This window comes from uncultured Sulfitobacter sp., from assembly GCF_947500075.1.
GTDB lineage: Bacteria > Pseudomonadota > Alphaproteobacteria > Rhodobacterales > Rhodobacteraceae > Sulfitobacter.
This window is the reverse complement of sequence record NZ_CANMQS010000004.1, coordinates 569,111-589,395: the sequence shown is the minus strand read 5'-3', so window position 1 is coordinate 589,395 and position 20,285 is coordinate 569,111. Positions and strand designations below refer to the sequence as shown.

General features: G+C 62.8%; 21 protein-coding genes. 10 read left to right on the top strand and 11 right to left on the bottom strand.

What is annotated here, in order from left to right:
- The first annotated feature begins 13 nt into the window (after window positions 1–13).
- Complete coding sequence (gene dddP, locus Q1A91_RS15740) at window positions 14–1,354, top strand: dimethylsulfonioproprionate lyase DddP (RefSeq protein WP_299879400.1); 1,341 nt, start codon at window positions 14–16, stop codon at window positions 1,352–1,354.
- Window positions 1,355–1,746: 392 nt separating this feature from the next.
- Window positions 1,747–2,397: a VPLPA-CTERM sorting domain-containing protein gene (locus tag Q1A91_RS15735; RefSeq protein WP_299879397.1), complete on the top strand. Its 651-nt coding sequence runs from the start codon at window positions 1,747–1,749 to the stop codon at window positions 2,395–2,397.
- A 64-nt stretch (window positions 2,398–2,461) separates the two neighbouring features.
- Here Q1A91_RS15735 and Q1A91_RS15730 read toward each other — a convergent pair whose 3' ends face one another.
- Complete coding sequence (locus Q1A91_RS15730; RefSeq protein ID WP_299879394.1) at window positions 2,462–3,616, bottom strand: PLP-dependent aspartate aminotransferase family protein; 1,155 nt, start codon at window positions 3,614–3,616, stop codon at window positions 2,462–2,464.
- Between the two features lie 163 nt (window positions 3,617–3,779).
- Between Q1A91_RS15730 and Q1A91_RS15725 the strand changes: the two genes are divergently transcribed.
- A complete protein-coding gene (locus tag Q1A91_RS15725) occupies window positions 3,780–4,991 on the top strand; it encodes a bifunctional alpha/beta hydrolase/OsmC family protein (protein WP_299879391.1) in 1,212 nt (403 codons plus the stop codon).
- On the opposite strand, the gene Q1A91_RS15720 is transcribed toward Q1A91_RS15725, so the two are convergent.
- Complete coding sequence (locus Q1A91_RS15720) at window positions 4,988–5,329, bottom strand: hypothetical protein (protein WP_299879388.1); 342 nt, start codon at window positions 5,327–5,329, stop codon at window positions 4,988–4,990. The genes Q1A91_RS15725 and Q1A91_RS15720 overlap by 4 nt on opposite strands.
- An 81-nt stretch (window positions 5,330–5,410) precedes the next feature.
- Here Q1A91_RS15720 and purB point away from each other — a divergent pair, with 81 nt between their 5' ends.
- The 5 genes from purB to Q1A91_RS15695 all read left to right on the top strand — a co-directional run bounded on the left by purB (window position 5,411) and on the right by Q1A91_RS15695 (window position 10,019).
- Window positions 5,411–6,715 carry an adenylosuccinate lyase gene (gene purB, locus Q1A91_RS15715; protein ID WP_299879385.1) on the top strand — a complete coding sequence of 435 codons (1,305 nt, stop codon included), beginning with the start codon at window positions 5,411–5,413 and terminating at the stop codon, window positions 6,713–6,715.
- Window positions 6,716–6,976: 261 nt separating this feature from the next.
- A complete protein-coding gene (locus Q1A91_RS15710; protein WP_299879382.1) occupies window positions 6,977–7,138 on the top strand; it encodes a hypothetical protein in 162 nt (53 codons plus the stop codon).
- Window positions 7,139–7,346: 208 nt separating this feature from the next.
- Window positions 7,347–7,877, top strand: a complete 531-nt coding sequence (locus tag Q1A91_RS15705) for a tetratricopeptide repeat protein (RefSeq protein ID WP_299879379.1) — start codon at window positions 7,347–7,349, stop codon at window positions 7,875–7,877.
- A 106-nt stretch (window positions 7,878–7,983) separates the two neighbouring features.
- Complete coding sequence (locus tag Q1A91_RS15700; RefSeq protein WP_299879497.1) at window positions 7,984–9,015, top strand: FliG C-terminal domain-containing protein; 1,032 nt, start codon at window positions 7,984–7,986, stop codon at window positions 9,013–9,015.
- A gap of 104 nt (window positions 9,016–9,119) precedes the next feature.
- Complete coding sequence (locus tag Q1A91_RS15695; protein WP_299879376.1) at window positions 9,120–10,019, top strand: lysophospholipid acyltransferase family protein; 900 nt, start codon at window positions 9,120–9,122, stop codon at window positions 10,017–10,019.
- Window positions 10,020–10,167: 148 nt separating this feature from the next.
- Here the strand turns inward: Q1A91_RS15695 and Q1A91_RS15690 are convergent, their stop codons facing one another.
- Window positions 10,168–10,866: a thioredoxin family protein gene (locus Q1A91_RS15690; RefSeq protein WP_299879373.1), complete on the bottom strand. Its 699-nt coding sequence runs from the start codon at window positions 10,864–10,866 to the stop codon at window positions 10,168–10,170.
- Window positions 10,867–11,097: 231 nt separating this feature from the next.
- Here Q1A91_RS15690 and acnA point away from each other — a divergent pair, with 231 nt between their 5' ends.
- The gene (gene acnA / locus Q1A91_RS15685) at window positions 11,098–13,800 is read left to right on the top strand and encodes an aconitate hydratase AcnA (protein WP_299879370.1); all 2,703 of its coding nucleotides are present in this window, start codon (window positions 11,098–11,100) and stop codon (window positions 13,798–13,800) included.
- A gap of 364 nt (window positions 13,801–14,164) precedes the next feature.
- Window positions 14,165–14,869, top strand: a complete 705-nt coding sequence (locus Q1A91_RS15680; protein ID WP_299879367.1) for an SDR family NAD(P)-dependent oxidoreductase — start codon at window positions 14,165–14,167, stop codon at window positions 14,867–14,869.
- A 579-nt stretch (window positions 14,870–15,448) separates the two neighbouring features.
- On the opposite strand, the gene Q1A91_RS15675 is transcribed toward Q1A91_RS15680, so the two are convergent.
- Genes Q1A91_RS15675 through secF form a run of 8 tightly spaced genes read right to left on the bottom strand, consistent with a single transcriptional unit; the run spans window position 15,449 to window position 20,285 of the window.
- The gene (locus tag Q1A91_RS15675; protein WP_299879364.1) at window positions 15,449–15,988 is read right to left on the bottom strand and encodes a DsbE family thiol:disulfide interchange protein; all 540 of its coding nucleotides are present in this window, start codon (window positions 15,986–15,988) and stop codon (window positions 15,449–15,451) included.
- Window positions 15,981–16,139, bottom strand: a complete 159-nt coding sequence (ccmD, locus tag Q1A91_RS15670; protein WP_299879361.1) for a heme exporter protein CcmD — start codon at window positions 16,137–16,139, stop codon at window positions 15,981–15,983. The genes Q1A91_RS15675 and ccmD overlap by 8 nt, the downstream gene beginning before the upstream one ends.
- On the bottom strand, window positions 16,136–16,870 hold the full coding sequence (locus Q1A91_RS15665) for a heme ABC transporter permease (protein WP_299879358.1): 735 nt from the start codon (window positions 16,868–16,870) through the stop codon (window positions 16,136–16,138). The genes ccmD and Q1A91_RS15665 overlap by 4 nt, the downstream gene beginning before the upstream one ends.
- Window positions 16,871–16,928: 58 nt before the next feature.
- A complete protein-coding gene (gene ccmB, locus Q1A91_RS15660) occupies window positions 16,929–17,585 on the bottom strand; it encodes a heme exporter protein CcmB (protein WP_299879355.1) in 657 nt (218 codons plus the stop codon).
- A complete protein-coding gene (gene ccmA / locus Q1A91_RS15655) occupies window positions 17,582–18,202 on the bottom strand; it encodes a heme ABC exporter ATP-binding protein CcmA (RefSeq protein ID WP_299879353.1) in 621 nt (206 codons plus the stop codon). The genes ccmB and ccmA overlap by 4 nt, the downstream gene beginning before the upstream one ends.
- Before the next feature lie 9 nt (window positions 18,203–18,211).
- Complete coding sequence (locus Q1A91_RS15650; RefSeq protein ID WP_299879350.1) at window positions 18,212–18,565, bottom strand: Mth938-like domain-containing protein; 354 nt, start codon at window positions 18,563–18,565, stop codon at window positions 18,212–18,214.
- A gap of 3 nt (window positions 18,566–18,568) precedes the next feature.
- Entirely contained in the window at window positions 18,569–19,324 is a 756-nt protein-coding gene (locus Q1A91_RS15645) for a sulfite exporter TauE/SafE family protein (protein ID WP_299879348.1), read from the bottom strand.
- A complete protein-coding gene (secF, locus tag Q1A91_RS15640) occupies window positions 19,317–20,285 on the bottom strand; it encodes a protein translocase subunit SecF (protein ID WP_299879346.1) in 969 nt (322 codons plus the stop codon). The genes Q1A91_RS15645 and secF overlap by 8 nt, the downstream gene beginning before the upstream one ends.

Here is a 20,285-nt window from a genome sequence, read left to right as displayed (position 1 = left end):
TCGAAGGTGGCCCATGAACCAACACTACCGCGACAACCGCAAGATCGACCCGACGCAGGGACGCACACTGCCCGACGGCACGCCAAATGATGCCGACCGGGTGGAAATCGGGCCGACACAGCTTGCCTTCGCCGAATGGCGCGCGGCGGGCCTGACGCTGCCGAACCTGCCCACGATGCGGGCATACCGCTGGAACCGCCTGACCAGCCATGTGGTCGAGCGGGACTATGGCGGCGTGCTGCTCTTTGACCCGCTGAACATCCGCTACGCCACCGACAGCACCAACATGCAGCTGTGGAACACCCACAACCCCTTCCGCGCGCTGCTGGTCTGTGCGGATGGCTATATGGTAATGTGGGATTACAAGAACTCGCCGTTCCTGAGTGAATTCAACCCGCTGGTGCGCGAACAACGCTCTGGCGCGGATCTGTTCTACTTTGATCGCGGCGACAAGGTGGATGTGGCCGCCGATACTTTCGCAAACGAAGTGCGCCTGCTGATCGACGCACATGGCGGCGGCAACAAACGCCTCGCGGTGGACAAGATCATGCTGCACGGGCTGCGCGCGCTGGAAGCGCAGGGGTTTGAGGTCATGGAAGGCGAAGAGCTGACCGAAAAGGCGCGCTCCGTCAAAGGCCCCGACGAAATCCTTGCCATGCGCTGCGCATCCCACGCCTGCGAAACCGCCGTCAAAGCCATGGAAGACTTCGCCCGCGCCAACACCCCACTGGGCAACACCTCCGAGGATGACATCTGGGCGGTGCTGCACGCAGAAAACATCAAACGCGGCGGCGAATGGATCGAAACCCGGCTCTTGGCCTCCGGCCCCCGCACAAACCCGTGGTTTCAGGAATGCGGGCCACGGCTCACCCGCCCGAATGAGATCATCTCCTTTGATACGGACCTTGTGGGCAGCTACGGCATCTGCGTCGACATCTCCCGCTCCTGGTGGATCGGCGAGGAAAAGCCCCGCCCCGACATGATCTATGCCATGCAGCACGGGGTTGAGCACATCATGACCAATATGCAGATGCTCAAACCCGGTGTGATGATCCCCGAACTCAGCGCCAACACCCACGTGCTCGACGACCAGTTCCAGAAACTCAAATACGGCTGCCTGATGCACGGCGTGGGCCTGTGTGATGAGTGGCCGCTGGTGGCCTATCCCGATCACGCCGTTGAAGGTGCATATGATTATCCGCTGGAACCCGGCATGGTGCTCTGTGTCGAAGCGCTGGTTGGTGCTGAGGGGGGGGATTTCTCCATCAAGCTGGAAGATCAGGTGCTGATCACCGAAGACGGGTTTGAGAACCTCACAACGTACCCCTTCGATCCCGCCCTGATGGGGGAATGACTGCGCGTTTCAGCCCCCCTTTCCAAATGGTTTTAAAGACCCCCGCGGAGCGTTAAAATCTCTTCTGGTGCGCCAAAAGAGATTTCATGCCTCCGGCGGGGTTTTTTGAACCATTTGGAAGCGGAAAACACTGCGCGACCCGGACCCTGGACATGCCTGTTTGTCTTCAATGCGGGATCAATCAACCCATTGAACACAATGTGTCATCAATGCGGCGTGGAAACAGAGTGTTTCGTAAAATTTGCCCTGTTTTTGCCCTGTTTTGCTGGCCCGCACCTTCACACAAAGGGGCGGGCTTGCTATCTGATCTCCTGTAACGAGTAGCCATGTTTCGACACTGGGAGGGGGTCCTTCCTTTTGAAGCGGGCAGAGTAACGATGGAGAACGGTAAGATGCGTCTGAAGAATTCCCTTATTGCTGCGCTGTTGGCGACCGGGCTGCTGGCCGGGGCCGCGCAAGCCTCGACCTTCCTGTCCAGCACCTTCGAAGTCACTGTCGCGAACTTTGACGCGGGCGGTGATCGGAACAACGCATTTGCCGGTCCGGCCAATCTGCTGCCCCGCATTGATGAGACCTTCACCTATACCGGTGCGCTGGATTTCAACCTTGGTTCCGGTGGATCTTCCACCACGACCATCTTCGATTTCCTGAACTCCGGTTCCGGGACGTTTTCAGGTCTGAGCACAGCGCTGGGCAATTCCATCCTCAGCACGCCAACCTGGGGCATGACCACCCTGTTCCGCTTCCGGGACTTCGATCTGGGCGGTTTCGCCGGGAACATCCGGCATGACGATGGCATCAAGTTCTTCGACAACGGCATGATCGAAACAGATTCGCCCGCGCCGACAACCGTGATCAACAGCGCGTTCGATTTCTCCGGTGGCAATTTCCAGCTGTTCTACGCAGCTGCCAACGGCAATCCTTCGGTGCTTGAGGTGACCGGCACACCCGCGCCGGTCCCCCTGCCTGCGGCCCTGCCGCTGTTGCTGGCGGGTCTGGGCGGTCTGGGCCTGATGCGCCGCCGCAAGAACAAGACGACCTAAATTATTTTCAGTACGCTATTTCAGCCAAGCCCCGGTCATTGCACCGGGGCTTTTTTTGTCTCTGCTATTGCCCCAGTGCCTGCGCCAGATCATCGCGCAGATCGCCCGCGTCCTCGATCCCGATCGACACGCGCAGGAGGCCTTCGGGGATGCCCGTATGTGGTTCGATCGTATGGCGATGCTCCACCAGACTTTCCACGCCGCCCAGCGATGTCGCACGATGGAACAGCTGCAACCGTCCTGCCGCCCGCAGCGCTGCCGTGCCCCCGCCCCTGACCACGAAGGACATCAAGCCGCCAAAACCATTTGGCATCTGCCGCGCTGCCAGCGCGTGGCCGGGGTGATCCGGCAAGCCGGGATACAGTACACGCTCCACCTGCGGGTGATCGTGCAGGAATTCTGCCAGCGCCTGGGCGGTCTTCGACATCCGCGTCATCCGCAACGGCAGCGTCCGCATGCCACGCAGCAACAGCCACGCGGCCTGCGGATCCAGCACCGCGCCGGCCGTATTGCGGTCCAGCACAATCGCCTGCCAGATCGGCGCCTCGGGGGTGCGCGTGGCCAGCGCCCCGGCCAGCACATCGGAATGCCCGTTGATGCCCTTGGTGGCCGAGTGCATGACGATATCGGCACCAAAGGCCAGTGGTTGGCTCAAGGCCGGGGTGGCTGCCGTACCATCCACCACCAGAAGCGCGCCGACCTCATGCGCCGCCTCTGCTGCAGCTGAGATGTCGGTGATCCGCAACCAGGGGTTCGACGGTGTCTCCACCCAGACGAGGGCCGGCAGATGCTCAACACAGGCCGCCGTCAAAGCGGCGGTGTCAGAAGCCTCGACCTCCACCAGCGCCATCCCCCGCCGGGCGCAGAAATCCGTGATCCACTGGGTCGTGCCCCAGTAGATCTGCCGCTGTACCAGAACTGTCGCCCCGTGCGGCAGGGTGCGAAAGACAGCCGCCACCGCCGCCATGCCCGAGGGGAACAGCAATGTCTCCGCCGCCCCTTCCAGCGCGCTCAGCACCGCTTCGGCCTGGCGCGCGTTCTCGTTATGGCTGCGCAGATAGATGTTGTCGGGGTTCAGCGGTGCATAGTCCGCGCCGCGGGCAAAGGTCGTGGCCCGGTGCACCGCCGGCACCACACCGCCGGTGTGATCATCCATTGCCCCACCCGCCTGTGCCGCAATGGTCGCCGGGTGCCGGGATGCGGGGGTTTTGTCAGCCATGATCTGCCCTTTCTCGCGCTGGTCGCTGTGCCTTGCTACACCGCTGCCGCGCGCACGCAACCCCCTCAAACCTGTCACGCCCGCGTGAAACGGCTGACACAGCCCTTGCACATGGGGGTCAACCACCCCACCCTAGGGTTCCTCAACACCCCCGGAGCCTGCCATGCCCACCGAAGCCATCACTTTCCCCGGCCACGCCGGAACGCCGCTTGCCGCGCGCCTTGATCTGCCCGACGGGCCGCATCTGGCCACGGCGCTTTTTGCGCATTGCTTTACCTGCGGCAAGGACATCCCGGCGGCCAAGCGCATCGCCTCCCGGCTGGCGGCGATGGGCATCGCGGTGCTGCGGTTTGATTTCACCGGTCTGGGCCATTCGGAGGGGGAGTTTGCCAATACCTCCTTCACCACCAATGTGGATGATCTGGTGGCGGCCGTAACTTACCTCAATGGCCGCGCCATGGCGCCTTCGCTGCTGATCGGCCATTCGCTGGGCGGGGCGGCGGTGCTGAAAGCTGCGGCTGATCTCGATCAGATCAAAGCCGTCGCCACCCTTGGCGCGCCCTTTGACCCCGGCCATGTGACCCACAACTTCGCGGATGCGCTGCCCCGGATCAAAGCCGACGGCGCGGCAGAGGTGAAACTGGGCGGGCGGCCCATCCGCATCGGTCAGGGCTTTGTCGAGGATGTCTCTCAAGCCGCGCTCACGCAGGCGCTTGGCAAGCTCAAAGCCGCCCTCCTGGTGCTCCACGCGCCCAAGGACGCCATTGTCGGGGTGGAGAACGCCAGTGCGATCTTCATGGCTGCAAAACACCCCAAAAGCTTTGTCACGCTGGATGATGCCGACCACCTGATCACCTCCAAGGATGACGCCTGCTATGCCGCAGATGTCATTGCCACCTGGGCCGGACGCTATCTGCCGCTGAACCCACCCGCCCCGCCCCCCGGCGCGCCGGAAGGCATCGTGCGCGTTTCTGAGGCCGACCCGGCAGGGTTCCTGCAAGACGTGCAATCCGGCCCCGGCCATCATATGCTGGCCGATGAACCCGAAGCCTATGGCGGCACCAACCGTGGCCTGACGCCCTACGGATTCCTGTCGGCAGGCCTTGGCGCCTGTACCTCCATGACGATCCGCATGTATGCCCGCCGCAAGGGCTGGCCGCTTGCCCATGTGCGGGTGGATGTGAGCCACAACAAGGTGCACGCACAGGACGCCGACACCGGGGCGGGCGACAAGATCGACACCTGGCGGCGCGCCATCCTGCTGGAAGGCGACCTGAGCGCGGAGCAGCGCCAGCGGCTGTTGGAGATTGCCGATAAATGCCCTGTTCACAGGACGTTGGAGCGCTCTTCTCATGTTGTGACTGAACTGATCTAGTCGCGATACCTGGCCTCGGTCACATCATCCGCACCGCTGCCGATGAAACGCAGCCGGTGCCCGCTGCGTTCCATGTCATAACAGGCCCACAGATCGGACGGCGGCCACATCGAACAATATCGGTCGCCCTCCACCCGCCAGTACCCCCAACTGTCGCGCCCGGCGTTGTAAAGCGTCCGGCCCGAAACCCGGAAATCCTGCCACGCGCTGTCGTATTGCAACACACGCCCCGTCAGCGCGTGAGCAATCTCCGCCCCGCTCATCGGCTGCCACGCCGCCTCTTCCCCCACCACAGGCGCTGCCGCCAGCAGCATCACCGCAGATATCAGACCTCGCATGGCACCCCTCACCTTGTCCTTCGCGCAGCGTCAGTCTATGCCGCGCGGGAGCCTGCCAACAGTCATGAAAAAGGTGTCCGCATGATCCCCCGCTATTCCCGCCCCGATATGGTTGCCATCTGGTCTCCGGAAACGAAATTCCGCATCTGGTTCGAGATCGAGGCCCATGCCTGCGACGCCATGGCCGATCTGGGCGTGATCCCGCGTGAGAATGCTGACGCCGTGTGGAAAGCCAAAGATGTCGAATTCGATGTGGCCCGCATTGATGAAATCGAAGCCGTCACCAAACACGACGTCATCGCCTTCCTCACGCATCTGGCCGAACACGTGGGCAGTGACGAGGCGCGTTTCGTGCATCAGGGCATGACCTCCTCAGATGTGCTCGACACCTGTTTCAACGTGCAACTCACCCGCGCCGCTGACCTGCTGATCGCGGATATGGAAGCGCTGCTCGCCGCCCTCAAACGCCGCGCGATGGAGCATAAAGACACCGTGCGCGTCGGCCGCAGCCACGGCATCCACGCCGAACCCACCACGATGGGCCTGACCTTCGCGCGTTTCTACGCGGAGATGGACCGAAACCTCACCCGCCTCAAAACCGCCCGCACGGAAATCGCCACTGGCGCCATTTCCGGCGCTGTCGGCACTTTCGCCAACATCGACCCGGCGGTCGAGGAACACGTCTGCGCGCAACTTGGCCTCACCCCTGAACCCATCAGCACCCAGGTCATCCCCCGCGACCGCCATGCGGCGTTCTTCGCCACCCTCGGCGTCATCGCCAGCTCCATTGAGAACGTCGCCACCGAAGTCCGCCACATGCAGCGCACCGAAGTGCTGGAAGGGGCGGAGTTCTTCTCGGCGGGGCAAAAAGGCTCGTCGGCCATGCCGCACAAGAAAAATCCGGTGCTGACCGAAAACCTCACCGGTCTGGCCCGCACCATCCGCATGGCGGTCATTCCAGCCATGGAAAACGTGGCCCTCTGGCACGAGCGTGACATCTCGCATTCCTCCGTGGAACGCGCCATCGGCCCCGATACCACCATCACGCTGGACTTCGCCCTGAACCGCCTCACCGGCGTGATCGACAAGATGCTGATCTACCCCGACAACATGCTGGCCAACATGAACAAATTCTCCGGTCTGGTGATGTCCCAGCGCGTGCTGCTGGCCCTGACCCAAGCAGGCGTCAGCCGCGAGGACAGCTACAAACTGGTGCAGCGCAACGCGATGAAGGTCTGGGAAGACGGCTCGGATTTCAAAACCGAGCTCCTTGGCGATGATGACGTCCTCGCCGCCCTGTCCCGCGAAGAGATCGAGGAAAAATTCGACCTCGGCTACCACACCAAACACGTCGACACGATCTTCAAACGCGTCTTCGGCGACTGACCCCAAACACAGGCGCGGGGGCCTCGGACACCGTCAAACCTTCTCAACCGGTGCCCGCCCCCGCCGCTGCACATGCAACAGCCGCCACCCGACCACCGCCCTGGCCCCTCTTTTTGGCCAAAAATATCCCTGCGCCCCCCTCCCCCCGAACGCACCGCTGGCCGGGACGCGCTGATCCGAAATGTCGCAGCCCCGCACGGCACGTTTGAAATCTTGCGCAAACGGTGTACCTTTACGCAATCAACCAAAAGGAGACGGACCATGAAGATCAAGACCCTTGCGATTGCCCTGGCCCTGACAGCGGCGCCAACGCTCAGCCTTGCGGCAGGCTGCAACTACGGCAAAGAGAAACAGGCGATGTCCTGTGCCGAAGGCACCAGCTATGACACCACCACCCACAGCTGCCTGCCTGTCAGCACCTAAGATACTGAACAAACACCAAAACGCGCTTCGATCCACATGGCGATCCGGGGCGCGTTTTGCGTTTTGAGCCAAAGAATTTGGCAAAAAGTGAAAAAATAACGCAGCTGTGACCAAATAAAACCCACTTCATGCGGGTTTTCTATTCAGAGACGCCTATGATCTCACCAATGCCGGGCAGCGCGCCCTTTGTTTTAGACAGGAGATACCGATGAAAGTTTTTGTTTTCGCCACCGCCCTCACCCTGCCCCTCGGGGCCACCTCCATGGCGCTGGCCGCCGGTGGCGGCAATGAAACCGCGCCAAGCAAGCCCAAGTGTGAGACCGGGCTGGTCTATGACAAAAAGACCAAGACCTGCGTGAATGCCCAGGAAAGCAATCTGGATGTGGATACGCTTTATGAAACAGTCCGGTCGCTGGCCTATGCAGGCCGCTATGATGATGCGCAAACCGTGCTGGCCGCGATGCCGCAGGAAGATGACCGCACGCTGACCTACATGGGCTTCACCAACCGCAAGATGGGCAACGTGGACAGGGCCATGGCCTTCTACACCCGCGCGATCGAAACCAATCCCGCCAACGTGCTGGCACGCTCCTACATGGGGCAGGGTCTGGTCGAGATGGGCAATATCACCGCCGCGATCAGGGAACTCAAGGCGATCCGCGCCCATGGCGGCACCGGCACCTGGGCCGAGGCGTCTCTGGCCAGGGCCATTGCCAGCGGAGAGACGTTTAACTACTGATTTCAGTCTTTTTTCATCCTTGCCTGTCACAAGGGCCGTGGGGCTTTTGGGGATAGGCTAGATGAACGACATTGTTCCGTTAACGAGTTTTGCGCCGCTGCCTTCCATGGGAGACAGTGGCGCAGGTTCGACAGCCCCGCTGGGGCCTGCGGCCAAGGCGGCCATCATCGTGCGGCTGTTGCTGAACGAAGGGGCGGAGCTGCCGCTGGAAGACCTGCCCGATGCGTTGCAGGTCAAACTGACCCAACAGATGAGCCGGATGCGCGTGGTGGACCGCGACACGCTGGCGGCGGTGATTTCCGAATTTGTCGACGAAGTGGAGCGGATCGGCCTCTCCTTCCCCGCAGGCATGGCCGGCGCGCTGGACGCATTGGACGGTGCCATCAGCCCGCAGACCGCCGCGCGGCTGCGCAAGGAAGCGGGCGTGCGGCAGGCGGGCGATCCGTGGAAACGCCTAAAGGAACTGGGAGCGGAGCGGTTGCTGCCGGTGCTGGAGAGCGAAAGCATCGAAGTGGCCGCCGTGATGCTGTCCAAACTGCCGGTGCCTCTGGCGGCGGAATTGCTGGGCAAGCTGCCCGGCCCGCAGGCGCGGCGGATTGCCTATGCGGTCTCCCAAACCTCCGAGGTGACCCCGGATGCGGTGGACCGGATCGGCCTGTCCCTGGCGATGCAGCTGGATGCGCAGCCGCTGCGCGCCTTTGACGAAGGGCCGGTGGAACGGGTGGGTGCGATCCTGAACTCCTCGCGCACCATCACCCGTGATGATGTGCTGACCGGGCTGGATGAAACCGATCAGGGCTTTGCCGATGCGGTGCGCAAGGCCATCTTCACCTTCGGCAACATCCCCACCCGCATCGCCCCGCGCGACATCCCGCGCATCCTGCGCGAAGTCGATCAGGCGGTGCTGGTCACCGCCCTTGCCGGGGCGGAAGACGCAGGCTTTGCCGAGGTGATCAGCTTCATTCTGGAAAACATGTCCGGCCGCATGGCCGACCAGCTGCGCGATGAGATGGCGGAGAAAGGCAAGGTCAAAGCCGATGACGTGGAAGAAGCCATGTCGGAAATCGTGACCACCATCCGCGCGATGGAACAATCGGGCGACATCCTGCTGGTGGTGGAAGACGACCCCGAAGACTGACCAGAGGTGCGGTGGGATGAGATCGGGCACCCTGCCCGCCCCGCCTCTTGTTGGCACCGGGTGCGCGCGGTATGTCTTGGGCCCCTGCGTCAAAGCGATGGTTCATGTCACCCCCCGCCCCGCCTCCTTCTTCTTTCGCCCGACGCGCGGGTCACTACCTGACCAACGGGTTGATCCTGGGCGTGATCCGGCTTGCCCTTGGCCTGCCTTACGGCCTGCGGCTGCGCTTTGTCGGTGGCCTTGTGCAATATGTGCTGGGCCCGCTGGCCGGGTACAAACGCCGCGCGCTGGACAACCTCGCGCTGATCTGGCCCGAGATGCCCGTCCCCCGGCGGCGCGAGATCGCTGCACGTTGCCTGAACAACGTGGGCCGCACATTTATCGAGAACTATTCCGCCCGCGACTTCCCGGCCCGGATGGCAAAGCTGACCCCGCGCGGACCGGGCGTGGCGGCACTGGAAGAGGCGGCGCAGAGCGGCAGGCCCGTGATTCTGGTAACCGGCCATTTCGGCAACTACGAGGCCACGCGCGCCGCATTGGTCGCGCGCGGCTACGACATCGGCGGCCTTTACCGCGATATGAAGAACCCCTATTTCAACGCCCATTACGTGAAAACGATGGAGGCTTTCGGCGGCCCCGTCTTCCCACAGGGACGGCGCGGCACAGCCGGATTTGTGCGCCACCTCAAAGATGGTGGGCAGCTGGTGCTGCTGTTTGACCAGCACGTGCAATACGCGCCTGTTCTGGATTTTATGGGCCAACCCGCCCGCACGGCCCTGTCGGCGGCAGAACTTGCCCTGCGCTATGACGCGCTGCTGATCCCGTTTTATGGCATCCGGCAGGCTGACGGGGTAAGTTTCGACGTCTTGCTGGAAGCCCCGGTGCCGCCCAGTGATGCGCAGACCATGACACAGGCGCTCAATGACAGCCTGTCCGCGCAGATCACCGCCCATCCCGAACAATGGTTCTGGGTCCATCGGCGGTGGCGCGCCCATGAGCCCTGAGGATCAGGACCCAAGGTCCCCCTGCATCGGACCTCCGCCCCTTCCAAATGGTTTAAAAAACCCCCGCGGAGCGTTAGAATCTCTTCTGGACCGCCAAAAGAGATTTCAAGCCTCCGGCGGGGTTTTTAAAACCATTTGGAAGGGGGCGTCAGCGCAGGCGTGCGGCGGCCTGAATGGGGCCCGCATTGCCGGACTGGATGATCACCACTGTGGGCAGATCACCTGTTGCCTGCGCGTCCAGCGCCAGCGGTGCGGCGCCATCCCACTTGCCCAGTACCTGCCAGCCCTGCACCACATTGGCGTATTTCAGCGTTTTGCCTGCGTTTTCGCCCCGTTTGATCTTGGTCGTCTGCATCGGGGTGTAACGCAGCAGGTGCACTGTCATCGGTCCGCTGGCCGCGCCCAGCATCTGCGCGCTGACCGTTACGGTGTCGCCGCTGCGCGCCAGCTCAAGCGCGATGCCTGGGGCACGGCGCGCGTGCATGGCAATCGCCTCGCTCAGCTTCATCGGTTTGGCCCCGACGATGTCGCTTTCCCCCTGCACGATCATTTCCGGCGTGTAGATCGACCGCCGCTGTCCTTGCCGCGCATAGGCGCGCTGGCGTTCGGCGTGGGCGGGATCCGCGAAGGGGTCTTTCCAGCCGATGTAATCCCAATAATCCACATGCAGCGCCAGCGCGATCACGTCGTCCCGGTCGGCCAGCTCATGCAGGATCTTGTCTGCGGGCGGGCAGCTTGAGCACCCCTGCGACGTATAAAGCTCCACCACCACAGGGTTCTGTTGCGCCACGGCTGGCTGGGCCAGTCCAAGGGTCGCGGCCAAAAGGGCTGTGGCAAAGTGTTTCATGTGATTCCAATTCTCGTCGTCGCGTCTCTCGGCATGTAACGGTGTTCGGTTGAAATAACCAATCAAGGTTTGTTGAGACGGACGTGTGCAGAACGTCAAATTTTGCTCAATTTCGGTACACCGTGGTATACAAAAATCACGAAACCCCATGAATAGTGGTTGAAACGCGCCCTCTAGAATGGCATTGAGGCCTCAATTCTCCGTAGCCACTTACCCCCGAAGGGAGCCACCATGACGATCCAAGTCGGTCAGGACACGAGCAACACCCGCAAGACAATCACCGCAGGCAGCCAATCCATCGCCTATTACTCCATCCCCGCCGCGCAAGAAGCCGGGCTTGGCGATTTCTCCAACCTGCCCGCCGCGTTGAAAGTGGTGCTGGAAAACATGCTGCGGTTCGAGGATGGCAAGACGGTGACCGTGGATGACATCAAGGCTTTCGCCGAATGGGGCGCCAAAGGCGGCAAGAACCCGCGGGAGATCGCCTATCGCCCGGCCCGCGTGTTGATGCAGGATTTCACCGGTGTGCCTGCCGTGGTGGATCTGGCCGCCATGCGCGATGGTCTAGTGGCTTTGGGTGGCGACGCGGAAAAGATCAACCCGCTGAACCCGGTCGATCTGGTCATCGACCACTCCGTCATGATCGACGAATTCGGCAACCCGCGCGCTTTCCAGATGAACGTCGACCGCGAGTATGAGCGCAACATGGAGCGCTATACCTTCCTCAAGTGGGGCCAGAAAGCGTTCAACAACTTCCGCGTGGTGCCCCCCGGCACCGGCATCTGCCATCAGGTGAACCTTGAGTATCTGGCGCAAACCGTCTGGACCGACAAAGACCAGCATGGCGAAGAGGTCGCCTACCCCGACACGCTCGTCGGCACGGATTCGCACACAACCATGGTCAACGGCATGGCCGTTCTGGGCTGGGGCGTTGGCGGGATCGAGGCCGAAGCCGCGATGCTGGGCCAGCCGATTTCCATGCTGATCCCTGAAGTCGTGGGTTTCGAGCTGACCGGGGCGATGATGGAAGGCACCACCGGCACCGATCTGGTGCTGAAGGTTGTGGAGATGCTGCGCGAAAAAGGCGTGGTTGGCAAATTTGTGGAATTCTACGGTGCGGGCCTTGATACCCTGCCGCTGGCAGACCGCGCGACCATCGCCAATATGGCGCCTGAGTATGGTGCCACCTGCGGCTTCTTCCCCATCGACGGTGAAACCCTGCGCTACATGCGCACCACGGGCCGGGATGAGGACCGCATCGCTTTGGTCGAAGCCTATGCCAAGGCCAACGGCATGTGGCGCGGCGATGATTACGCGCCCGTCTACACCGACACGCTGACGCTGGACATGGGCACCATCGTGCCGGCGATCTCCGGCCCCAAGCGGCCACAGGATTTCGTAGCGCTGACGGGGGCGAAAGAAGCCTTTGCAAATGAAATGGCCAACACCTTCAAACGCCCCATGGGCAAGGAAGTGGCTGTCGAAGGCGAGGATTATACCATGGAGAGCGGCAAGGTCGTGATCGCCTCGATCACGTCGTGCACCAACACCTCCAACCCCTATGTGATGATCGGCGCGGGATTGGTCGCGCGCAAAGCCGCTGCATTGGGTCTGGATCGCAAGCCATGGGTGAAAACTTCCCTCGCCCCCGGCTCTCAGGTCGTCAGCGCCTATCTGGAAGCCGCAGGCTTGCAGGACGATCTGGACAAGATCGGCTTCAACCTCGTCGGCTACGGCTGCACCACCTGCATCGGCAACTCCGGCCCCTTGCAGCCAGAGATCAGCAAAGCCATCCATGACGGTGATCTGGTGGCCACTTCCGTGTTGTCCGGCAACCGCAACTTCGAAGGCCGGATTTCGCCGGACGTCCGCGCCAACTACCTCGCCTCACCGCCGCTTGTGGTGGCCTATGCGCTGGCGGGCACGATGGACATCAATCTGGCCACAGACCCGATTGCCCAGACACCCGACGGCAAGGACGTCTACCTCAAGGACCTCTGGCCCACCACGCAGGAGGTTGCGGAACTGGTCGAACAGACGGTGACCCGTGAGGCCTTCCAGACCAAATATGCCGACGTCTTCAAAGGCGATGAGAAGTGGCAGGGCGTTGAAACGACTGAGGAAAAAACCTACGACTGGCCGCCTCAATCGACTTACGTGCAAAACCCGCCCTACTTTCAGGGCATGTCGCCAGAGCCCGGTGTGATCACCAACATCGAAGGCGCGAAAGTGCTCGCGGTGCTGGGCGATATGATCACCACGGACCACATCTCCCCCGCCGGGTCGTTCAAGGAAACCACCCCTGCCGGTCAGTATCTGACCGAACGGCAGGTCGCCCCACGGGAGTTCAACTCCTACGGCTCACGCCGGGGCAACCACGAGGTGATGATGCGCGGCACCTTCGCCAACATCCGCATCAAGAACGAGATGCTCGATGGGGTTGAGGGCGGCTATACCAAAGGCCCCGATGGTCAGCAGACCTCCATCTTTGATGCCGCGATGGCCTATCAGGAGGCGGGCACCCCGCTGGTGATCTTTGGCGGAGAGCAGTATGGTGCCGGATCGTCCCGCGATTGGGCGGCCAAGGGCACGGCGCTTCTGGGCGTGAAAGCCGTGATCGCCGAAAGCTTTGAACGGATCCACCGCTCCAACCTTGTCGGCATGGGCGTGATCCCGTTTGAGTTCACAAATGGCGACAGCCGCAAGTCACTGGGCCTGACGGGTGAGGAAACGGTGAGCATCTCCGGCCTCGACACCATCCAGCCGCTGCAGGAAGTGCCCTGCGCCATCACCATGGCCGACGGCACGGTGAAGGAGATCATGATCAAATGCCGGATCGATACGGCGATTGAGATTGAATACATCGAACACGGCGGCGTGCTGCATTACGTGCTGCGTGATCTGGCGAAAGAGGATGCGATTGCGGCGGAGTAGTGCTGTAACGGACGCGTAAAACGGAAGACCCTCGCCGCATGTGGCGGGGGTCTTTTTGTTTGTGGCATTGGGGGCAAGATCTGATGTCTGCTGTGCTGAGGTGCTTAACTTTCGAAACAAAAGCCGTGCATTGCCAGACCGCGGGGTGGCGATCCGACGTGGGTTCGGGGCAGTTTATGGCTGCCAAGTTATTGCTCCAACAGAAGGATGCGCTGGTGGCAGCCAAATCGCCAGCCCGGTGGGGCGGTCTGGCGATGCACGGCGGGCCAAGGCCCTTGATTCCGTGCTGGGTGCTCAAACAGGCGTCGTGCTTGAGCTCCAACCAGACCTTTAACCACACACACCGACGGTATAGCCTTCGCAAATGCAAAGCCACCCCACAGCAAAACCCACAGCCCTCATCACCGGCGGTGCCCGCGCCATTGGCCGCGCCATCGCGGACAACCTCGCCGCCGATCACGCCATCGCCGTGACCTACCACAGCACACCCCCCGATGACCTGCTGGCCGCCTACCCTGACGCGCTGGCCATCCACGCAGACCTGTCCGACGCCACGACAGCCCCCGACATCATTGCCCAAATCATCGCCCGCTTCGGCCGCCTCGACGTGATCGTCAACAACGCAGGTGCCATCGCGATGGACGATGCCGACCTCACCCACACCTTCGCGGTGAATGTCACCGCTCCCAAAGCGCTCTTGGACGCCGCTCTGCCACACCTGCAAAGCGGGGCGAGTGTGATCAACATCTCCTCCGTCAACGCCACCCTGCCCGCGATGGGGGCTGTGGGATATTCCGCCAGCAAAGCCGCGCTCAACACCTTCACCCGCGGCATGGCCAAAACGCTGGGGCCGCACGGCATCCGCGTGAATGGCATCGCGCCCGGTGCCATCGAACGGGTGGAGGCCCCGCGCCCGCCCGATCTGGTCCAGGCGTTCACCGACATGACCGCCCTCGGCCGCTCCGGCACACCGCAAGACATCGCAAAGGTCGCGCGCTTCCTTGCCTCGGATGCGTCGGCTTTCATCACCGGGGAAACGATCACCGTGTCGGGCGGCTACAGGCTCTAATGCGGCCCCGTTCAGAAACAGGTAACGCAGGGTAAATTTTCCCCACACAAGATGCCAGAAATGTGCTATTCTTGGCGTGTAGTGTTGTTAACCCGTAATCCTGTTGAGGCCCGTTATGGCAATCCGAACCATCCTTCCCGCCTTGTTTCTTGTCGCTGTTGTTGTCTATGGGGCGATCCCCTCTGACGCGGACGCACAGAAGACCACCGCCGACCCGGTCGCAATCGCGGATTAGAGCAGACCACCCCGCCCCTCTTTTTGGCCTTAAATATCCTAGAGCAGCCAACCCAAAACCTGAAGCACTCAGTTGCGCAGAAAGGCTCCGGATGCGGGTGTGTTCCGGCGCAGCGCGGGCTGGTTGCCCGGTCAAGCCGGAACCGCCCGGAGGCGGGGCCTTTCCGCGCAACCCGAAGGGCCAAACGGAATTTCCCCAATCCCGGCGCGTCGCGTCTTGCAGGGGCAACCAGCCCCGGCTGCGCCGCGACGCTTGGTCCTGGGAAAGTTCTGTTTGGCTGAGTGCCTCAGGTTTTGGGTTGGCTGCTCTAGTGTGCGCTTCGAACTGGGAGCAACAGAAGTGTTTTAGCGCCCCAGCGCCTCATTCAGCGCAGGCAGGAACCGCTGTTCGTAATCCGACCCGACCAGTGGCCCGGCGAACCGGAACAACACTTTGCCGTCGCCATCCAGAATGAACGTCTCCGGCGGTGCGGTCACGCCCCAGTCAATCGCCGTGCGCCCCTGCGGGTCAAAGCCCACCCCGACAAAGGGGTTCTCATCCTCCGTCAGATATTTGGCGGCTGTCCCCTGCTGATCCTTGAAGTTGACTCCGATGATCGGCATGCCCGCAGCCTGCATTTCCAACAGCTTGGGATGCTCCGCGCGGCAGGGCGGGCACCAGCTGGCCCAGAAGTTCACCAGCGTCACCTGACCGGAGGCCAGCATCTCCGACGTCGCAGGCGGGAAGCCTTCCAGCCCCCCCTCCGGCAGCCCCGGTGCCATTTTACCCACCAGCGTGGAGGGCAAGCCTTCGGGGTCTTCGCGGAACATGCCGATCCCGGCCATCACCACGAAGCCCGCGAAAATCAGCGGCGGGATCAGCATCATCGGGCGGAGTTTAGCCATCCTTGCCATTCTCCTGTTCCGCGTCCTGCAATTCGGCGCGCGCCGCGCGTCCGCGCCGCAGCGTCCAGAGCACCAGCACCCCCAGCAGCACCAGCGATGCGATATAGGCGGAGGTGACCTCGCCCGCGTATTTCCCCAGATCGGGCATCATGCCGCCCGCCCCGCGCGTGCCCGCAAGGCCGCGGCCCGCCGCAGGCGGATTTCCGTGCCCGTGCGATAAAGCACCAGCGCCAGGAACAGCAATCCAAACCCAACCATGCACATCAGGAGCGGGTAGAAAAACACATCCGCCACCGACCGCCCACCCGTCGCCACCGGGATCGAAGTGCCCTGATGTAGCCCCTGATTCCAGAACTGCACCGCATAGCGGCTGAGCACTGCAAAGACCGACCCGACAAGGCACAGGATCGAGGTCAGATCCGCCGCTGTGTCCGGGTCCTCCACCGCTTCCCAGAGCGCGATGTAGCCGAGGTAAAACAGGAACAGGATCAGGAACGACGTCAGGCGCGGGTCCCAGGCCCACCATGTCCCCCACATCGGCTGGCCCCAGATCGCACCCGTCACCAATGCGATCAGCGTCATCACCACGCCCACGGGGGCTGCGGCCTTGGCGGCCAATGCGCTCACGTGATGGCGGCGGATGAGCCAGATCAGGGAGGTGACCAGCATCATGAACCACGCATTGATCGCCATCAGGGCGGCGGGCACATGCAGGTAGATGATCTTGACGGTGGAGCCTTGGCGGAAGTCATCCGGCGTGCCGAAGAACCCCCAGATCAGCCCGCCCACCACACAGATGGCCGAGGCCCCCCAAAGGAACGGCTGCACTTTCGCGCTCAGGCCAAGAAACTTGACCGGGTTTGCATAGCTCCAGATCGACATGGATGTTATCTAATCTCCCAACCGCGCGGCCTCAATGCACAAAAATGCCAGCGACGCTTCATCGCAGCCCCATCCGCAGCACCGCAGCACTGGCAAAGGGCATCAGCGCGATCGTGGCCAGCGTGATCCCTGCAAGCAGCAGCAGCGATGTCGACGGGTCCTGCCCCAGCGCGCCGCGCCGCGCGGCCTCCGCGCCAAAGATCAGCGTCGGCACATAAAGCGGCAGCACCAGCAGCGACAACAACAGCCCGCCGCGTTTGATCCCCACCGTCAGCGCCGCGCCGAAGGTGCCGATCACCGACAGCGCAGGCGTGCCCAGCGCCAGCGACACCACCAGCCACAGATACCCCGGCCCCGGCAGGCTCAGGAGGATGCCCAGCACCGGGGCGGCCAGCACCAGCGGCAACCCCGTCGTCAGCCAATGGGCCAGCGCCTTGATGCTGAGGGCCGCTTCCAGTGGCAGCGGCGCGGTGGCCAGCAGATCCAGCGTGCCATCCTCGTAATCCAGCGCCAGCAGACGGTCGAGCGACAGCAGGCAGGCCAGCAGCGCGCCGATCCACAGGATGCCCGGTGCGATCACGCTCAGCGTGGCGGCCTGCGGGCCGACGCCAAAGGGCACCAGCACCGTCACGATCAGGAAAAACGCCAGCCCCAACCCGAACCCGCCGCCTGCCCGCAGGGCCAGCGTCAGGTCGCGGCGCAGCAGGGCGATCACAGGAAAGCCTCGTCGCTTGCGCCCACCAGCGCGCCATCCGCCGCGCGGAAGGGAGAGATGTCGAGGACATCCGCCTCGCTCAACCCCAGATCAATATGGGTGGCAATCAGGGCGGAACCGCCGCCTTCCAGATGCCCGCGCACCGCCGCGGCGAACATCGCAACCGCCTGCGCGTCGAGCGATACCGTCGGTTCATCCAGCACCCAGACGGGCCGCCCCGTGACCAAGAGCCGCGCCAGCCCCAGCCGGCGCTTTTGCCCTGCTGAAAGCGTGCCTGCCAAACGATCCTTTAAGGCATGCAAATCATAGGCTTCCAGCGCGACATTGATGTCGATCTGACCAAAGACCGAGGCCCAGAAGGTGAGGTTCTCCGTCACGCTCAGCATCGCTTTCAGCCCGTCGGCGTGGGCGGCATAGGCCACCCGGTCCTCCGCGCCCTCAATGGTTCCTGACAGCGGCGGCGCCAGCCCTGCAATCGTCCGCAAAAGCGTCGTCTTGCCCGACCCGTTCGGCCCCCGCAGGATCAGCGCGCGGCCCGGTTGCAGCGACAGCGACACGCCCGTCAGCACCGGTACGCCCCCGCGCGCAAGGGTCAGGTCATGAATGCTCAGCGGCAAAGGGGCAACTCAAACCGGCAACAGGGCCAGCGCGATGCGCCGCCCTTCGCTGAGCAGCACGTTGTAGGTGCGGCAGGCGGCGGGGGATGCCATCGCCTCCACCCCGATCCCTGCGGCGTCGAGCGCGCGTTGCAGATCATCGGGCAGATGTGCCACATCCGCGCCCGTGCCCACAAACAGCACATCCACCGCCCCCGCCATGGCCAGCAGCGGCTCGATATCCTCAAACCCGCCCCAGGGCCCGGTGCCCTCCGGCCCGACCAGCATCGCGCCGTTGATCACCTGACCGCCAATGCGGAAAAACCCCGGCCCGTAGCCTTCGACGGGTTTGGCATCGGTGAAGACAATCTCATTGAGGCGCATCGCTTATCCTTTCCACAGCGGCAGGCCCAATATAGCCGATGCAGCAATGACGATATAGGCCACCATGCGAAAAAGCCGCTCCGCGTCGGGATCAAAGAGCCGCGCGCCGATCACATTGGCGATCAGGTTGGGAATGCCCACCAACAGGCCCAGCAGGAAGGCAGGCCAGACCATGATCCCCGCGGCCCAGAGCACCGGGAAAAGCACGATGTCGATGGCCAGCAGATAGAGCAGGAAATTCGCGCGGATCACCGCAATCGGCAGGCGCGACGCCATGTAGAGCATGATCACCGGCGGGCCGGGAATGCCGGAGAACCCGGTCATGAAGCCGCCCAGCGCGCCAGTGCCCACCACCAAAGGCTGCGTCAGCCGCCCGGCGTAGCGCCAGCCGGTGACCAGCAGGATCAGCAGGAACAACACAATCACGGAGATCGCCCAGCCGAACATCAGCGGGTCCACCCGCGTCAGGCACCACAGCCCCACGGGCAGCGCCACGACCGCCCCCAGCATCAGCTTGCCCACCTCGCGCGGTTTGCCCACGCGCAGGGCCGACGGCAGGTTGGGCAGCGGCCCCAGCAGTTCTGCCGCGACCAGAAAGATCACCGCCTGCACCGGCTCCAGCACGGAGGAGGCCACCGGCATGATGATCATCGCAGAGCCGAAACCGGCAAAGCCGCGCACCAGCCCCGCCACAAACACCGCGCCGACCAGCCAGATCAGTCCGGAAACCGATCCGGTCAGGGCGATGAAATCAGGCATCAATGTTGGCGTATTGGTTCCCGGCGTTGGCGTCAGGTTTGGACCAGTCGCGCTTGACCCCGAAGTAGAGCAGGATCGCGGAAGCCACGAAGATCGACGAATAGGTCCCGATGATCACACCCCAGATCATCGCGAAGACGAAGCCCCGGATCACGTCGCCGCCCAGCACAAAGAGCGCGATCAGCGCCAGCAGCGTGGTGAAGGACGTCATGAAGGTCCGCGCCATCGTCTCATTGATCGACAGGTTCAGCACCTCGGCCAGCGGGCGTTTCTTGTACTTGCGCAGGTTCTCCCGCACCCGGTCGAACACCACCACGGTGTCGTTCAGCGAATAGCCCACGATGGTCAGCAGCGCCGCGATGATCGCCAGATCGAACCGGATCTGGAGTTCTGAAAAGATACCGATGGTCAACAGCACGTCATGCACCAGCGCCAGCACCGCGCCTGCCGCAAACTGCCATTCAAACCGCAGCCAGATGTAGATCAGGACGGCCCCAATGGCGAGGATCACGGCAATCGCCGCAGTCTGGATCAACTCGCCTGAAACCTTGGGGCCCACCGATTCCACCGAGACAAACTTGATGTCCGGGCGCACCGCTTTCAACGCGCCTTCCACGGCTTCGATGGTCTCCACCGTCACGGCTTCCTGATCGTCCTGCGCCTGAATGCGGATCATCGCGACGTTCTGATCTTCGCGGAAAGACGGATCGAACACTTCCGTAATGGTGATGTCGCCCAGTTCCAGCGCCTCCATCGCGGCGCGGTATTCGCCGATGTCGATGGTCTGCGTGCTTTCGGTGCGGATCGTGGTGCCGCCACGGAAGTCGATGCCGAAATTCAGGCCCTGCAACAGGAAGGACACCAGCGCCACCACCATCATCACGCCCGAAATGCCCAGCCATAGTTTCCAGCGGGAGAAATAGTCGAAGTTCGGTGCTTCTTTAAAGAGACGCAAACGCAT

Excerpts from the sequence above, each read along its gene's own strand:
- dddP (WP_299879400.1), top strand. The coding sequence starts at position 14 with ATGAACCAACACTACCGCGACAACCGCAAGATCGACCCGACGCAGGGA.
- Q1A91_RS15735 (WP_299879397.1), top strand. The coding sequence starts at position 1,747 with ATGCGTCTGAAGAATTCCCTTATTGCTGCGCTGTTGGCGACCGGGCTG.
- Q1A91_RS15730 (WP_299879394.1), bottom strand. The coding sequence starts at position 3,616 with ATGGCTGACAAAACCCCCGCATCCCGGCACCCGGCGACCATTGCGGCA.
- Q1A91_RS15725 (WP_299879391.1), top strand. The coding sequence starts at position 3,780 with ATGCCCACCGAAGCCATCACTTTCCCCGGCCACGCCGGAACGCCGCTT.
- Q1A91_RS15720 (WP_299879388.1), bottom strand. The coding sequence starts at position 5,329 with ATGCGAGGTCTGATATCTGCGGTGATGCTGCTGGCGGCAGCGCCTGTG.
- purB (WP_299879385.1), top strand. The coding sequence starts at position 5,411 with ATGATCCCCCGCTATTCCCGCCCCGATATGGTTGCCATCTGGTCTCCG.
- Q1A91_RS15710 (WP_299879382.1), top strand. The coding sequence starts at position 6,977 with ATGAAGATCAAGACCCTTGCGATTGCCCTGGCCCTGACAGCGGCGCCA.
- Q1A91_RS15705 (WP_299879379.1), top strand. The coding sequence starts at position 7,347 with ATGAAAGTTTTTGTTTTCGCCACCGCCCTCACCCTGCCCCTCGGGGCC.
- Q1A91_RS15700 (WP_299879497.1), top strand. The coding sequence starts at position 7,984 with ATGGGAGACAGTGGCGCAGGTTCGACAGCCCCGCTGGGGCCTGCGGCC.
- Q1A91_RS15695 (WP_299879376.1), top strand. The coding sequence starts at position 9,120 with ATGTCACCCCCCGCCCCGCCTCCTTCTTCTTTCGCCCGACGCGCGGGT.
- Q1A91_RS15690 (WP_299879373.1), bottom strand. The coding sequence starts at position 10,866 with ATGAAACACTTTGCCACAGCCCTTTTGGCCGCGACCCTTGGACTGGCC.
- acnA (WP_299879370.1), top strand. The coding sequence starts at position 11,098 with ATGACGATCCAAGTCGGTCAGGACACGAGCAACACCCGCAAGACAATC.
- Q1A91_RS15680 (WP_299879367.1), top strand. The coding sequence starts at position 14,165 with ATGCAAAGCCACCCCACAGCAAAACCCACAGCCCTCATCACCGGCGGT.
- Q1A91_RS15675 (WP_299879364.1), bottom strand. The coding sequence starts at position 15,988 with ATGGCTAAACTCCGCCCGATGATGCTGATCCCGCCGCTGATTTTCGCG.
- ccmD (WP_299879361.1), bottom strand. The coding sequence starts at position 16,139 with ATGATGCCCGATCTGGGGAAATACGCGGGCGAGGTCACCTCCGCCTAT.
- Q1A91_RS15665 (WP_299879358.1), bottom strand. The coding sequence starts at position 16,870 with ATGTCGATCTGGAGCTATGCAAACCCGGTCAAGTTTCTTGGCCTGAGC.
- Q1A91_RS15650 (WP_299879350.1), bottom strand. The coding sequence starts at position 18,565 with ATGCGCCTCAATGAGATTGTCTTCACCGATGCCAAACCCGTCGAAGGC.
- Q1A91_RS15645 (WP_299879348.1), bottom strand. The coding sequence starts at position 19,324 with ATGCCTGATTTCATCGCCCTGACCGGATCGGTTTCCGGACTGATCTGG.
- secF (WP_299879346.1), bottom strand. The coding sequence starts at position 20,285 with ATGCGTTTGCGTCTCTTTAAAGAAGCACCGAACTTCGACTATTTCTCC.